We start from the raw sequence: 14,898 nt of genomic DNA on the forward strand, positions 1-14,898 counted from the left end.
AAACACCCACCCGGACAATCCTTGTCCAGGGTGGGCCCTGACGTTGGGGATAATCGTTGACCTAGAACTCAACACCGACACTGGCTCTAAACAGTGAGTCATCACTGCGTTCACCCAAAGCAGCACCAGCACTAAAAAGCACACGAGCATTTTCCGAGTTCATTCTCAGCCAGTGACTGATATTAAAGCCGACGGCACTTTCTGATTTAAAGTTGCCATAACCGGCGCTGACAGTCGTTTTACCTGGCGCAGACGGCATCATGGCATTCGCCGCTGCCGCTGCCGCTGCAATGCCACGGCGAGCCTCCTGGCGCACTGCATTCATCTGGTAAACATTGACTGCATCACTGAGATCGATACCCGATGAGACGTTGGTCAGCCGACGAGTAAAGCCACGCTGACCAATCGACACAGTGTAGTCCTCAGTAGCAATCGACCCGGCACCCAATGCGACAGAGTTGGCGCGCTGAGCCTGGGCATTATGACCGATGGCAACACCTGAGTCCTGGGACACCTGGGCATTATGACCAACCGCCACAGCTGAGCTGGCATCAATCTTAATATTTTCACCCAACCCGACGTTGTGATTACCAACGATTTCAGGGTTACCTGTCACCTGCCCTACATTGTTATTGCCGGTAATGTAACCGTCACCGGAAACACCAAACACATTGTATTGGCCGGTCACAACCACCGGGTCACCAAAAATCGAGTTATTGTTGCCACGAACCGTAATGTTATTCCCCATGACTGTGTTGTGAGAACCACCACTGATATCAAGGTTAGTCCCCAGAGCTGAGTTTTCGACCCCACCCTCTACTCTAACTTTCGACCCCATTGCCAAAGCATTTTCACCGGTCACATCATTGTTAACACCAAATGTGACCGAGTAATCTTCTACTGCAGTCACACCCGCACCCAGTGCAACTGAGTTGACACCCAGGGCCACTGCACTATCACCCAACGCCAGTGAGTTAACTCCAACAGCTTCCGAGTTTCGTCCACCAGCGAACGATCCCTCGGCATGTGCTACTGAGCTTTCACCTAACGCAATGGAGTTAACAGCCTTGGCATTTGCGTTTGCACCAATGGCCACCGTATTTTCAGCACCGGCAATCGCGCCCTGACCGATCGCCACCGTGTCTGCCGCAACGGCCCTGGCATTGGCACCGGCACCAATCGCTACCGTATGGTCAGCAATTGCGCGAGAAGATTGCCCCATCGCCAACGCCTGCATGCCAGCTGCCATTGCATTGTTACCATAAGTCAGTGAACCCTGCCCGGATGAAACGGCAGCAGTACCTATCGCCGCACTGTTCCGCCCTGAGGCATTAGCACTGACACCAGCGGCGAATGTATTTGCTCCGCTTGCGTTGGCATACCCACCCAGTGCGATGGCATGACTGCCTGTTGCCTGGGCCTGGGTACCACCAGCAAATGTGTTTTCTGCCACAGCCTGGGCCTGGGTACCGAAAGCGAAAGATTGCTGACCCGAAGCAACAGACCGGTCACCTAGTGCAGCTGCGCTACTTCCGCTGGCCACACTGCTGTTACCCATCGCCATCGCGTTGTCAGCATTCGCTGTGGCATTATGCCCTGTAGCCAGGGAGTTAGTCGCAGTCGCTGATGAGCTGTCACCAATTGCTATCGCACTAACACCACTTCCTACGGCCGAATCCCCCACAGCGACTGCACTCGTACCACTGCTCAAAGCATTACTACCCAGAGCCAAGGCATCTGTCGCCTCTGACCGGGCATCATTACCAATTGCTGTCGAATTGACTTCCAGAGCAAATGCGTTATTACCCACTGCAGTCGCATTGGATTCAATGGCGACCGCATTATTGCCCAGACCAACAGCATTCTCACCTGTTGCAGCAGAGTTTCTACCTGCTGCAAAAGCACCTTCTGCTCGGGCTCGAGCACCGCTACCCATCGCCAGCGCATCTTCAGCACTGGCCTCGGCCTCTTTACCCAAGGCCACAGCGTTTTCACCAGAGGCTGAGGCCTGAATACCCAAGGCTGTCGCATTCTCACCAGAAGCGACACTCGCATTACCAAATGCAGCAGCATTGATAGCAGTAGCCTGGGCGCTGTCACCAACTGCCAATGCATTTGTCTGGGTGGCAACGGCTGAATCACCCAGCGCTAATGCGCTATCACCGCTGGCAGACGCGTCATTACCCAGAGCGACTGCATTAATCGCTGACGCCTCTGCTGATCGTCCTGCCGCAACTGCATTTTCTCCACTGGCTGAAACATCGCTACCCAGCGCCAGCGAATTCGTAGCTGAAGCTTCTGCATTATGGCCACCGGCCAAAGCACTTGTTCCTGACGCTGATGCTGAAGTACCCAGCGCTGCAGCATCACTGCCACTGGCAACCGCCGAATCCCCTAATGCCGCCGAGCTGCTACCGCTGGCATTGGCGCTATCACCCAACGCCACTGAATTCAAAGCGGAAGCGGTGGCGCCATCGCCAGTAGCAATGGCACTATCACCGGATGCTGAGGCAGCATTACCCAGCGCCAGGGCATTCAGCTCTGAGGCACTGGCACCATCACCGGCAGCCAGAGCACTCTCAGCCGTTGCCGACGATTCATTACCTAATGCCACGGCATTCAGCGCAGAGGCACTCGCTGAATCACCTGCCGCCAAAGCACTGTCACCTGAAGCCTGGGTTCCATTGCCGAGAGCAACAGTATTCTGGTTTGATGCTGAGGCCCCATCACCTGCAGCCAGCGAACTGGTGCCGGAGGCGAAGGCATCATTACCCACGGCGGTCGCATTATCACCACCAGCGCTTGCCGAATTACCTAGCGCCGCGGCATTGTCACCACTGGCAGAGGCGGCATTACCGACGGCTGTTGACTGGCTGCCACTGGCGACAGCCGTGTTACCGAATGCTGACGCGCTGGTACCACTGGCCTCAGCGCTACTACCAAAGGCAGACGCATTATCCGCCGTTGCCGAAGCAGTGACTTGCTAATCAGCAGTGCCCAGCAGGACAACCTGTTCCGAATTTACGATATTGAGCAGTCAACTGCTATTTCCAGTCTGGAGTACTCTTCCCCCTTACCTGAGCTGATTGGCAGAGACGATGAAATTCAGTTGTTCAGGCAGCAATGGCAAAGAGTACTGAACAATGAGACCGGGGCCTTATTGATTATCGGCGAACCTGGCATTGGCAAGTCCCGCTTCCTTACTGAGTGCTGCCAAGAAGTATCGAGTGACGTCAATGATACCGACCTGACGTTGATAAAAGGTCAGCAGCAGAATAATGAGCCTTTCGGGGTTTTCACTGACTGGCTGCAGCGCGAATTCATTCCACCTGAAGTCAATGATGTCAGCACCTGGCTCTCAGCCAGGTTCGGCTGGCTAAAGGAGAAAAGCGCCTGTATCGCTTATCTTGTTCAAAGTGAAGAGCCTGTCGTCACACGTTTGGCCAAACAACCGGCTGCTTATATTCACAAAGAGATCAGCAAGCAGTTATTGGCATTAATGCATGCGATAACCGGGCACAACCAGCCTGCCATTCTTGCTATTGAAGATATGCACTGGGTAGATACAGATTCTATTGATGTCATTCGCCAGTTAATACAGCACCCACCAAACAACACGTTAATACTGGCAACCAGTCGCCCGGAATTTGATACCGATTCCCTGAATGCAGATTTGCTTCGCCTGCAAGGGCTTAGTTCAAAACATATTGAAGTGCTAATCCGCAGTAAAATAGCTGATGACGTATTCCCTGAGTATCTCCTGGAGAATGCCACCCGGCGCGCAGATGGCAATCCATTGTTTGCGGAAGCGATCTCCGCCCTGCTCAAAGAGGGAAATACCGATAAGCGTATTCCTGAGTCATTGCTAGAACTTCTGGTTTTTCGCCTGAACCTGCTGGGAGAAGAACTGCTCACGGTTATCTCTGCCGCGTCGGTTATTGGTCGTGAATTCGATGTCTTCAGCCTGTCAGATTTATTAGACAAGCCAACCAGCTATCTCAGTGAATTACTTCAGACAGCCAGTCAGTACGAACTCCTCGAACTTCGCTCCAATGACCGGTATCTGTTTAAGCACTACCTGATTTATCAGGCAGCTTATGAATTGCTGGATTACTCCTATCGCCGCACTTTACATCGGCGGGCAGCAGAATATATTGAACACGGCACCCTCCACCCAATGCAGTACCGCTCACTGGATGCTCATTGGCTCAAAAGTGGCAGTCCGGCAAATGCCGTCAAGTATCGCCTCTTGCACTGTGACCGACTTATTGCCCTGTCCAGCTACCAGGAAGCTCTGGATTATAATCAGCAAACACTGACTTACTTTGAAAGTGGTGAACTTGACAACACTGAGCAGCACATAGACTGCCTGCACAAGCAGGGACAGTTAGCGATGATGCTCAGAGGGTATGGCGACCCGCTGATCGTAGAGTTCAGTCGCAAAGAAATCGAACTAGCCAGACAAACCCAGAACTTGCGAGCAGAATATTTTGCACAGCTGGTGTTATGGTTTACTTCCAGCTCACGTGACGGCCATGAAGCTGCTGTCGATGAAGCTTTGACGCTGCAACAAATCGCCATTGCCCTGGATGATTTGCCTCTGCAAGTGCAGGCACATTACTGCCTGGCCAATGGCTATATGTTCATGGGTGAGTTCGACAAGGCTGAAGCAGCGTGCCTCTGGGCAATCAAGCATGCAGATGACAATTACGACAGCCAGGTCGACCACTTTGGTGAGCACGCAGTTGTGCTTTGCCTGTCGTTTCTGGCATGGATCGATCAATTTCGTCACAATGACCTGGATGCGGCACTGAAGAAGTTTGATCGTGCCATCCTGCTAGCCGAAGAGGTAGACCATAGTTACAGCCTGGCATTTGCCCAGGGATTTCGCATTCTGTTATTAGCCTGGACCGATCGCTTTGACCTGGTCGAGAAGTTCCTTCCTTCTCAGCGTCAACTGGCTGATGACTATCATTTTGCCTTCTGGCAGGTTGCAGGGAAGCTGGTTAACCAGCTTTGTCTGATAAGAAATGGCACCGTCGACGACTGTCAGGAAATCCGCGAGCAATTGGATGTTATTTTGCAGATAATCCCTGGGCATTTTGTCAGTTTTGCAATTCTCCACATCAAGGCACTGGCGATTCTTGAGGACTGGGAGGCACTCAAGAAACACACCAGCCAATTACTTGCCTTTGCTGACACCAAAACTGACAGATACCACCTTGCAGATTTGTACTACCATCTGTCGCTGGTTCCTGATGCCAATCTTAAAGCAGAATCTATCAGTAAAGCACAACGCTGGGTGACAACAGTCGGCTCTCCACACGTTGCCAATAAGCTGGCAGCTTTAAACATGACATCATGAGAAAACGCGCAAGCCCTTTTTAATCAGCTTTTTCAGCCGGTTTGAAGGCTTGCCTGCAGACTGACCCGTTATTTCGAGCTCCATTTCCTGCAATGCAGACATCCGGTTTAAGGGCATCCCTTCGCCCTCACGACTTAATGTCATATAAAACTCGCAACCCACGGTTGGGTGAAAACTGAGCTCCTTCAGCTGAATAAGCCCAAGGTCGTAAAGGTCCTGAATCAACAGACGGAATGCATGTGGCACAAAACACCAGGCATGCACATCGAGCCACTCCCCCGCTTCTTTAGCGCGAGAATAATTGATCTGCCCTGCATCTGGCGGATGCGAGAATGCCAATGAACCAGCCTTTCTGGAGTCCCAGGCATCTTCACCTTCACACCTCACCACATTGAGATAGTATTCTGCAACATAAGTCTGGCCATGCCAGACATGGTCGACCTCTTCTATATTATCCGTATTGATGCGTTGACCCGAGTACTTCTTTATCAACCCCTCTCGATCAAGGTGATCGATGATTTCAACATTGAAGCCTTTGCGTTTTGGAGCGACAGGACTGTGACAAGGTCCTATTTCAATACCCGGGCCATCCGCATTAATATGCTTTAGAATACGTGACTGGCGATTCACATTACATTTCGCAATCGCCACCAAAGACTCCGCCCCCACCACAGTAAGAAATATGCTGCAGTTGTAGCGCCAAACCATCAGGATCTGAGAAGTATACTTCTGGTGTACCACCTGGCGCCCCGCCGCGCTCAGGCATACGCATACTGACCCAGTGCTGTAATGGTAGCTCTTCACCACCTTCCTCGCGCGGAGATAAACCGTAATCTGTCAGACGTTGCAATACTGACTCGACAGTGAAGTCATCAATATTCAGGCTGACATGATCAATGCGGCCGGGCTGCGAGGGTTCTCCTGCCTGAGTCCCCCCAACAAACATCAAAAACTGCTTACCATCTTCCCCCACATCCAGGGTTGGGAACTGTGCCTGGTGAGCCAGAGTACCAAATCCAAACAGACGACGATAAAAAGCATTGGTTGTTTCGTAATTAGCCACAAAGGTTGTCAGATGATTCAATTCGCGCAGTTGAATGCTGCCTTGTGTCGGAGCTGGCTCAGGGCTGTCACAATTTAAGTCACCTGCGCCGCAGTCACCAGGCCGGCTCAGCTTTACCTTGACCCCATTCGGGTCGGCAAAAAACATTTCATGATTTTCTGCCAGCATAGTGTCGCTGTCGCCCGGCAGCCGCTCCAACCAGCTCAGCTCTGCCAGATCCAGTGGTGATCTTCTCGAATCATACGCAGACTCGACCGTTCTGCCGATACCGTGTTCAGAAAGACTGCTTTGCAGGCGATAACGGTTGAAACCCGGAACCGCAAGTCCAAAGGACTCGATATGCGGGCTTTCGCCTCGACGAGTCGGAGACAACGTGAAATACTGCGTGCCATCCCCGATTTGTAATGAAACACTATCACCAACACGGGCCAGGACGGGCAGACCAAACAGCCCCTGATACCACTCCAGCGAACGCTCTACATCACTGACGCGAAGTGTAAAACAATTCAGACCGCTTACTGCAATCTGTTCAGCACTGGCCTGCTGCGCTGCGCTGCGCATGGCAAACGGAGTTATCGACAGGCCGATGAGAAGGCTGCGTCGGGAAATTCTGAGTTGTTCCTGCTTTTTTTGTTCAGTCACGGATGCGTTCATGCGTACTCTCCACTTCCAGGCCTTATTAATACGGGCCTGCTAATTACTTGTGAACGGATAACTTTTTAGAATCTGTTCCCCTCAGAATAATCCGCTCAAAGCCAAGAGTCCAGCCTGGTAATGATGGAAGCGGGTCCTTCAGACAATTACGCCAGACGACGCATGGCCTCAACCAGTGTCGCTATCTCATTTTCGGAGGTAAAAACCTGTGGAGTAATCCGAATACAGGCACCGCTATTCAAGGCATAGCGAGCCACGGTGAATATGCCAAAGTCGTGCTCCAGGCGTTGCTGCAATTCCCTGACATCAGCACCCGAATTTTTCCCCCTCAGCCGAAATGAGGCCAGACCGGACCAGGCAGCTTCATCACCACCCCCCAACACCTCAATATGACTCATATTTTCGGCCTCATTCGTCCACAGGCCGCGCAAATAACGCAGTCGCGCTTCTTTATTGGCAGCACCGATCGCCTGGTGGAAATCCAGCGCTGCAGGAATCGCCAGATTGGCTGCGAAGTTTGATGTTGCAGGATGTACGCGACGGGCAACTGAAGTATTTTCCGGGTCAAGCTCACCAGGGTAAGGAGCGACTTTGTGCAACGTGCCCCGACGCATGTAGAGCGCTCCCACGCCAACTGGTGACCCAATCCATTTATGCAAATTAAACCCCGCCCAGTTCACTGCCAGCTGGGGTAGCTGGAAATTCAACAAACCCCAGGACTGAGCACAGTCACAAACAACATCGACCTGGTGCTCACCCGCCAGTTGCGCGATCTGCTCAATGGGCAAGACCATACCCTGCTGGTTACTGGCATGAGTCAGCAATGCCAGTTTCAATGATGGGTAGTCTTCAAAAGCCTGCCGGTACAACTGCAACATTTCGGACTGGCTGGCACGATTAGGAACGGTTAGCTGCACCGCCTTCACACCCCGGTTAGCTTCCAGCCAGCGCATGGTGCTTTGAAAACTGGGGTAATCAATATCAGCAAAAAGAATGCTATCTCCTGCCTGCAACCCTTGATAATTCAACAGCAATGCATGAATCGCTTCCGTCGCATTACGCGTCAGCACTATTTCATCGGCATTAACACCCAGGGCGTCAGCCACACGGGCAGTACTGCGCATCATGTCAGCACCGTACTGCTTTCGTGCATAGTAAGAATTCTGTGCATTGACCATAGCGGTGGCACGTTGATATACCTCCAGCACCGGCTTTGCCATCTTTCCCCAATAGCCATGCTCAAGATTGATAATGCCTTCTGTACGGTCATAGTAAGTGGCCACTTCCCGCCAGAACGATTCATCCTGTGCCAGCCGGGTTGCCCCCGTATCCGGTGGTACAGGAAATTGCCCTTGCTCAGCCTGGCTGGCAGCAATACCAGACGCCAGAGCCAGCCCAGTTCCGGCAATGCTTTTAATCGCTGCTCTTCGGTTCATTGTTGATTGCTTACTATTCGATGACACGATGGATCTCCTGCAGAGGGGCAAACGGGTGATATCAAGGGGCATTCTAAGTCTTGTTTATGACAAAACCGCTTCCTGATGATGACAATGGGATACCGTCACGGGGTTTATCTCTCATCGCGACAATCGGAGCATAGTGACAGTCGGGTGAATTTTTTATGACGTCACTATAGCTTCACTCAGCTGTCATGAACTCAGCTTAGGGTGTGCCTCGCACAAGCAGCAGACTGTTTCCACAGCAGTCTGCCAGTATCGCTACAATAATGAGGTTCACCCTATGCGAATTCGTTACCCACTACTCCCAACTTTACTTGCTGCAGCTGTTTCTGCTGCAAGCACAGGCTCAGCGCTGGCACAGCAGGAGCAATCTGCCGAGGCACTGGAAACAATCATTGTGACCGGCACCCGCCGCAGCGAACGCACTGTTTTTGACAGCACCAGTCCCATTGACATTGTTGGCACATCCGATATCAGCAACACCGTATCCGAAGATTTGTCCGACACCATGGCGCAACTGATTCCTTCATATAAAGTACAGCGCCTGCCAATGAATGACGGGCTTATTTATGTGCGACCCGCAACTCTTCGTGCTTTATCACCTGACCATACCCTGGTAATGATCAACGGCAAACGTCGACATCGCTCAGCACTACTCGGCGGCAATGGCGCCCAGGCTCCTGACCTTGCCCAGATACCCTCTTATGCCATTGAGCGCATCGAAGTTTTGCGCGATGGCGCATCGGCCCAATATGGCTCTGATGCTATCGCCGGTGTTATTAACATCATCTTGCGCCAAAGCACTGAGCTGAAAGCATTCGCCCAGTATTCTGAATACTCTGAAGGCGACGGCGAGAATAATCGCATCGGCCTTTCAGGCGGCCTGCCAGTCGGCAATGACGGTTTTATCAATGCCACGCTGGAGTATTCGGACGCGGACCGCACCTCACGCAGCCGGCAGCGCCCCGACGCCATTCAGTTTCAACAGGACCACCCTGATGTCGAGGTTCCCAATCCGGTTCAGCGCTGGGGGCAGCCAGAGCGGGAGTCGACCCGGTTTGCGATCAACTCCGAATTCCCCCTGACCGATGACAGCCAGCTTTACATGTTCTCGACCTATGGTACAGGCGAAGGCTTGTCAGATTTCAACTGGCGCAACCCAGACAGCACCAGTGCATTTAATCAGACAGATGTATTCCCGGACTTTGACCTGAGGGACATTTATCCGGCAGGTTTTTCTCCCCAGTTTGGTCAGGAAGATCGCGACATGGCCGTTACAGGCGGTGTTCGTGGTGAGCTGTCGAACGGCATGAGCTGGGATTTCAGCGCCGGCACGGGCAACAATGAAATTGATTACCATATGTTTAACAGCATCAATGCATCATTAGGCCCCATGTCTCCCACTGCTTTTGACATTGGTGTTCTCGAGCAAAGTGAAATGACACTCAACCTGGACTTTAATCACCAGGTTTCATGGGCAGCGCTGGCTCAACCGACCAATATAGCCTTTGGTCTGGAGTGGCGAGAGGAGACCTATAAAGTCTCAGCAGGTGAACCTGCCTCTTATCAAGTGGGGCCTGGCGCTGCAGAAGGTCTGCCTTCAGGCTCCAATGGTTTTCCTGGCTTCAGTCCCGACCAGGCAGGAGAATCCGATCAGATCAGCCATTCAGCCTACGTGGACTTTGAAGTACCCGTTAGCGACAGCTTCACACTGGGACTGGCGGGTCGCTATGAAAACTACTCTGAACATGATGATGACATTTTCACTGGTAAAATCAGCGGTCGCTATGAAGTATCGGAAAGCCTGGCACTTCGCAGCACATTCTCCACTGGTTTCCGTGCCCCAACGCCAGGACAGTTATTCAGTGAACGGACATCGCAGGGGCTTGATACCGTCACGCTGAACATCTTTACAGCCGGACGGTTCTCACCAGAAGGTCCCATTGCCGACCTGATCTCGCAGCGTCCCGGTGCCAGCATTCAATCTCTCGAAGCAGAAGAGTCGACCAACTTCAGCGCTGGGGTTGTCTACCGCAACGACTATGGCTTTAATTCGTCTATCGACATCTACCGTATTGATGTTGATAACCGTTTTGGCACTTCCGAAAGCTTCACTTTGACCGATACTGAGCGCCAGCAGTTGATCTCTCTGGGTGTACCCGGTGGTGAAGGTATCACGCGTGTGAACTTCTTCCAGAATGACTTCGACACACGCTCGCAAGGTATCGACGTTGTTGCAGGCTATGGATTCGAGGCAGGTCCGGGCCGCCTTAATCTGACCGGCTCATTCAACTACAATAAAACTGAAGTGGTCGGCGGCTCACTGGAAAGCAATGACACTAACCGCATTCGTTTCGAGAAAAATTTGCCGCAACGCACCATGAACCTGACTGCCAATTACAACATGGGCGACTGGGACTTCCTGGCACGCGCCCGTTACTATGGCGAATGGACGGATTTTTCGTTTAACGCCGACGGCGATATCCATCAGGACTTCGGTGCGGAAGTGTTCACTGATGTCTCTGTTAGCTACAACGCTACCGATACACTGAGCCTGCGCCTGGGTGCCGAAAATATCTTTGACTCCTACCCGGAAGAAGCTGAGTTCCAGGCTAACCGCGGACTGATTTATTCGCGTAATGCGCCATACGATACCGATGGCCGTCGTGTTTATCTAAGAATTGACTGGCAGCAATAAGTATTTTTCCTGGAATGCTGGCACCAGAGGACTCACCCTCCGGTGCCAGCTGACCAAATGACTATCTTGCCATATTACTATTTCATAACTTACCAGCATTCCACTCCTGGCAATCCTTAAGGTTGACTTCAGCTTCGCCCTGCAATCTGGCACCAGTCACAATAGCAGGAGCCTCCAGCATGGAGCTGAATTACCAGGATAATGACATCAATACCGCCAATCTGTACTTGAATTCTCAACGAGTTTCACAGATTAGTAAACTCACACCTTGTGTGGTCAACATTACACGCTTTAACTCAGTAGAACGAGAACGTGTAGAGCACTTCATCAAGGACATTTACCGAGAAAAGTATAGCGCCAACATCCAGGTCGATTACCCCATACTGATGAGCGTGCGCAATGAGTATGATGAAATACTGGCAGCTGTCGGGTTTCGTTTTGCCAACAATCATAGGCTTTTTCTCGAACAGTATCTTGAGTCGCCCATCGAGTTTGCTTTAAATAGTCAACGCAAGAAGATCGTTGAAATTGGCAACCTAGCTTCTGCTGGCAAAGGTGCATCTGTCTTCCTGTTTGCTGCACTGGCATCTTTCCTCAATTATAACGGCATCAATTATGCAGCGATTACAGGTACCGATTATTTGCATCGCTATTTTGTAAAAATAGGCCTTAAACCGACTCATCTCGCCGATGCTGATGTGTCATCCCTTCTTGAAGGCAGTGAAAACTGGGGGACTTATTATGAGCAAAAGCCTCGCGTCTTAGTTGGTAATGTCCAGACCGGCATCAAAAAATTAAACCGCCTGTTTGGTGCCAAATACACACCCTGCTCCCCCCCTCTTCGCACCCGATTACACTACAGGCAAAAGGGGGGATTATGAGTCAGATACTGGAAGCCATCAAAAACCACCCTGCATCCAACGCCGCTTTGATCAGTGGGTCTCGTACCCTTTCATATGGAGATATGGTCATGCGGATCAACCATTATATGAATTCTCTCCAGGGAGTCGAGTCTCTGGCGGTGCACCTGGATAATGGCATCGAATGGATCCTCTGGGACCTGGCAGCCCTTCAAAGCAGCACACCCTGTGTCCCAATTCCTGATTTTTTCCATGCCGACCAGGTCAGTCATATCATGGCAACGGCAGGTGTCTCTCACATGGTTGACAGTGATGGTATCCGGCAGATTAATAAACAAGATAAGGAACAGCAACCTGTACGGAATTTACCACCAGGTACGGCTAAGATCACTTTTACTTCCGGTACAACAGGCACACCCAAAGGGGTTTGTCTGTCCAGGACAGGAATTGAAACGCTTGCCTTCTCAATACAGAAAAGTCTGGACAACAAGTTCGCCACCAGGCATGCCGTGATACTTCCCTTAGCTATCCTGCTGGGGAATATTGCAGGGGTCTATCCTACCCTAATAGCTGGCGGAACAATTTTCATCCCTCCTTTAAGTGAGATTGGTTTAAGAAACCCATTCACCCCGGATTTAAAACAACTTACAAGTTATCTACGCGCACAAAAAATCACGTCGGTGATAACCGTTCCAGAGTTGTTACGTGGCTTATTGTCGATCAGAGCAGCATTACCAGACATGAAGTTCATGGCGGTAGGAGGGGCCAAGGTAGCTCCGGAACTCATTGCTGCTGCACGTGAAGCAGGGCTCCCGGTATATGAAGGATACGGCCTCAGCGAAGCTGCATCTGTAGTAGCGCTCAACACCCCCCTTTATGACAAGCCAGGATCTGTCGGAAAGGTACTGGAACATATCATCATAAAAATAGAAAATGGAGAAATTTGTATCAAAAACGATGCCTTCCTGGGTTACCTGGGTCAAACATCAGGGGACTGGTTTAGGACTGGAGATTTAGGATTTATTGATAATGACGGTTACCTTCACATCAGCGGCCGAAAGAAAAACATCATCGTTACCTCTCACGGGCGCAATGTGTCTCCTGAATGGGTGGAGAGCACCTTACTGGCTCAACCCGGTATTGCACAAGCCATCGTTTATGGAGACGGCGAGTCAACTATCCGCGCATTAGTTGTCCCCTCTCACCCGAATGCTGACATCCAACAGTCCATTCTTAACGCTAACCTGTCACTACCTGAATACGCACAAATCAAGGCATATCAACTGACTCAGCCCTTCAGTGCAACACAAGGCACACTAACAGCAAATGGGCGCCCGAAACGTGAGCATATTATCAAGAAACAACTAACACTGGAGTCAATATGAATTATTTTTACGATCAGTTGATTAAGTCTACAGAAAGTCAGCGACAGCAACTTTATAGCGTCACTCAATTACGAAATGCTATGCAGGGAGTTATCTCACGAGAAACCTATATAGCGTACCTGACCGAAGCTTTTCACCATGTCTCCCACACTGTTCCTTTCCTGATGACAGCCGGCAGCAAGTTGCCTGCGCATAAAAAATATCTTTTGCCAGCCATTATCAGCTATCTGGAAGAAGAAGTTGGTCATGAAGAGTGGATCTTAAATGATATTGAAGCATGTGGTGGGGACAAGGAAGCTGTCAGAAAATCTAAACCCAAATTACCAACCCAATCATTAATTGCCTACAACTACGATTATATTAATCGCAAAAATCCTGTTGGCTTCTTTGGCATGGTATTCATGTTGGAAAGTACATCCACGCAAATAGCCACACAAGGTGCTGAAGCCGTTCAACATGCATTGCAATTGCCAGATAAGGCATTCTCCTACCTATATTCTCATGGCGAGATTGATATTTCGCACATGAAATTCCTTGAAACGACATTGAATACCATCAAAGATCCGGATGACCAGACAGCAATCATTGAAGTCGCCCAGAATACCTTCGAGTTGTTCGCCGATGTTATCGCCAGCATTCCTTTCGAGGAGAGAGACGCCAATGTCGCTTAAAGGAAAAACTGCTTTCATCACAGGAGCTACCGGAGGTATTGGTATCCCTCTTATCAGACTGCTCGATGATGAAGGTGTGCAAATTCAGACTTATGATCAGGAGATCAGTGGTGACCTGCTTTGCAATCTCAATGAGGTTGCTCTTGGATTAAAGCACAACACGCCAGACATACTCATCAATCTCGCCGGGATCAATCAGTTTTCAGTTTGCGAGTCACAAGACTACCGTCATCTAATCGACCTCAATTTATTGGCCCCAATAGTATTGGCACAAGCAGTTATTCCTGGCATGAAAGCAAAAGGTAACGGACATATAGTGAACATTGGTTCAATGGTTGCGGAAATCCCCATGCCCTTTTTATCGGGCTATGTCGCAAGCAAAGCGGGACTTAAAGGTTTCAGTGAATCCATCCGCAGAGAAGTTTCTAACGATGGCATCCTTGTTACCCATATAAACCCTCGCGCGGTTCGTACCGAGATGAACCGTGGTGCCATGGCTGAATTCAATAGCAAGACGCATGCCTCACAAGACAGCCCCGAATGGGTCGCAAAACAGATATTCAACGCGATTCGATCTGGCACAGAAAGAAAGAGTCTGGGCAGACCAGAACGGCTCTTTGCCCTGATTCATGCCCTGCTTCCCAAACTGATGGATAAAGCGATGAAAAACCAGAGAAAGGTCGCCCTGCAAGTTCTTTCACCCACCAACAATCCTTAAGAGAGGCGAACAACATGAAGGCAA

10 protein-coding genes and 1 pseudogene are annotated in these 14,898 nt (G+C 50.7%); 6 read left to right on the forward strand and 5 right to left on the reverse strand.

Annotation, left to right across the window (positions count from 1 at the left end; genetic code table 11):
* Nucleotides 1-61 precede the first annotated feature (61 nt).
* A complete protein-coding gene (locus PSCS_RS01885) occupies nt 62-1,936 on the reverse strand; it encodes a YadA-like family protein (protein WP_397387142.1) in 1,875 nt (624 codons plus the stop codon).
* Nucleotides 1,937-1,975: 39 nt separating this feature from the next.
* A pseudogene (locus PSCS_RS16380) lies at nt 1,976-2,890 on the reverse strand (hypothetical protein); the annotation flags it as partial.
* Nucleotides 2,891-2,980: 90 nt separating this feature from the next.
* Between PSCS_RS16380 and PSCS_RS01890 the strand changes: the two are divergent.
* Complete coding sequence (locus tag PSCS_RS01890; protein WP_068810097.1) at nt 2,981-5,365, forward strand: ATP-binding protein; 2,385 nt, start codon at nt 2,981-2,983, stop codon at nt 5,363-5,365.
* Here the strand turns inward: PSCS_RS01890 and PSCS_RS01895 are convergent.
* The 3 genes from PSCS_RS01895 to PSCS_RS01905 all read right to left on the reverse strand — a co-directional run bounded on the left by PSCS_RS01895 (nt 5,360) and on the right by PSCS_RS01905 (nt 8,518).
* Nucleotides 5,360-6,016, reverse strand: a complete 657-nt coding sequence (locus tag PSCS_RS01895) for a hypothetical protein (RefSeq protein ID WP_068810098.1) — start codon at nt 6,014-6,016, stop codon at nt 5,360-5,362. The genes PSCS_RS01890 and PSCS_RS01895 overlap by 6 nt on opposite strands.
* Nucleotides 5,997-7,082 (reverse strand): VOC family protein, encoded by a 1,086-nt coding sequence (locus tag PSCS_RS01900; protein WP_068810099.1) that lies wholly within the window; start codon nt 7,080-7,082, stop codon nt 5,997-5,999. Before PSCS_RS01900 ends, PSCS_RS01895 begins: the two co-directional genes overlap by 20 nt.
* Nucleotides 7,083-7,228: 146 nt before the next feature.
* Nucleotides 7,229-8,518: an aminotransferase class V-fold PLP-dependent enzyme gene (locus tag PSCS_RS01905; protein ID WP_068810100.1), complete on the reverse strand. Its 1,290-nt coding sequence runs from the start codon at nt 8,516-8,518 to the stop codon at nt 7,229-7,231.
* A 304-nt stretch (nt 8,519-8,822) separates the two neighbouring features.
* On the opposite strand from PSCS_RS01905, the gene PSCS_RS01910 reads away from it, so the two are divergent.
* The 5 genes from PSCS_RS01910 (at nt 8,823) to PSCS_RS01930 (ending at nt 14,874) form a co-directional block, all read left to right on the forward strand.
* Nucleotides 8,823-11,240, forward strand: coding sequence for a TonB-dependent receptor plug domain-containing protein (locus tag PSCS_RS01910; protein WP_068810101.1), 2,418 nt, complete (start codon nt 8,823-8,825; stop codon nt 11,238-11,240).
* A 179-nt stretch (nt 11,241-11,419) separates the two neighbouring features.
* Nucleotides 11,420-12,121 (forward strand): thermostable hemolysin, encoded by a 702-nt coding sequence (locus PSCS_RS01915; protein WP_082866389.1) that lies wholly within the window; start codon nt 11,420-11,422, stop codon nt 12,119-12,121.
* Nucleotides 12,118-13,485 (forward strand): AMP-binding protein, encoded by a 1,368-nt coding sequence (locus PSCS_RS01920; protein ID WP_068810102.1) that lies wholly within the window; start codon nt 12,118-12,120, stop codon nt 13,483-13,485. The genes PSCS_RS01915 and PSCS_RS01920 overlap by 4 nt, the downstream gene beginning before the upstream one ends.
* Nucleotides 13,482-14,156 (forward strand): TenA family transcriptional regulator, encoded by a 675-nt coding sequence (locus PSCS_RS01925; RefSeq protein WP_068810103.1) that lies wholly within the window; start codon nt 13,482-13,484, stop codon nt 14,154-14,156. Before PSCS_RS01920 ends, PSCS_RS01925 begins: the two co-directional genes overlap by 4 nt.
* Nucleotides 14,146-14,874 carry an SDR family NAD(P)-dependent oxidoreductase gene (locus PSCS_RS01930; RefSeq protein WP_068810104.1) on the forward strand — a complete coding sequence of 243 codons (729 nt, stop codon included), beginning with the start codon at nt 14,146-14,148 and terminating at the stop codon, nt 14,872-14,874. The genes PSCS_RS01925 and PSCS_RS01930 overlap by 11 nt, the downstream gene beginning before the upstream one ends.
* Nucleotides 14,875-14,898: the final 24 nt, after the last annotated feature.

This window comes from Pseudohongiella nitratireducens, assembly GCF_001642735.1.
Lineage (GTDB): Bacteria > Pseudomonadota > Gammaproteobacteria > Pseudomonadales > Pseudohongiellaceae > Pseudohongiella > Pseudohongiella nitratireducens.

Bases quoted from the DNA above. Each gene is read 5' to 3' on its own strand.
- PSCS_RS01885 (WP_397387142.1), bottom strand. From the start codon at position 1,936: ATGGGTAGCGGTGCTCGAGCCCGAGCAGAAGGTGCTTTTGCAGCAGGT.
- PSCS_RS01900 (WP_068810099.1), bottom strand. From the start codon at position 7,082: ATGAACGCATCCGTGACTGAACAAAAAAAGCAGGAACAACTCAGAATT.
- PSCS_RS01905 (WP_068810100.1), bottom strand. From the start codon at position 8,518: ATGAACCGAAGAGCAGCGATTAAAAGCATTGCCGGAACTGGGCTGGCT.
- PSCS_RS01910 (WP_068810101.1), top strand. From the start codon at position 8,823: ATGCGAATTCGTTACCCACTACTCCCAACTTTACTTGCTGCAGCTGTT.
- PSCS_RS01915 (WP_082866389.1), top strand. From the start codon at position 11,420: ATGGAGCTGAATTACCAGGATAATGACATCAATACCGCCAATCTGTAC.
- PSCS_RS01920 (WP_068810102.1), top strand. From the start codon at position 12,118: ATGAGTCAGATACTGGAAGCCATCAAAAACCACCCTGCATCCAACGCC.
- PSCS_RS01925 (WP_068810103.1), top strand. From the start codon at position 13,482: ATGAATTATTTTTACGATCAGTTGATTAAGTCTACAGAAAGTCAGCGA.
- PSCS_RS01930 (WP_068810104.1), top strand. From the start codon at position 14,146: ATGTCGCTTAAAGGAAAAACTGCTTTCATCACAGGAGCTACCGGAGGT.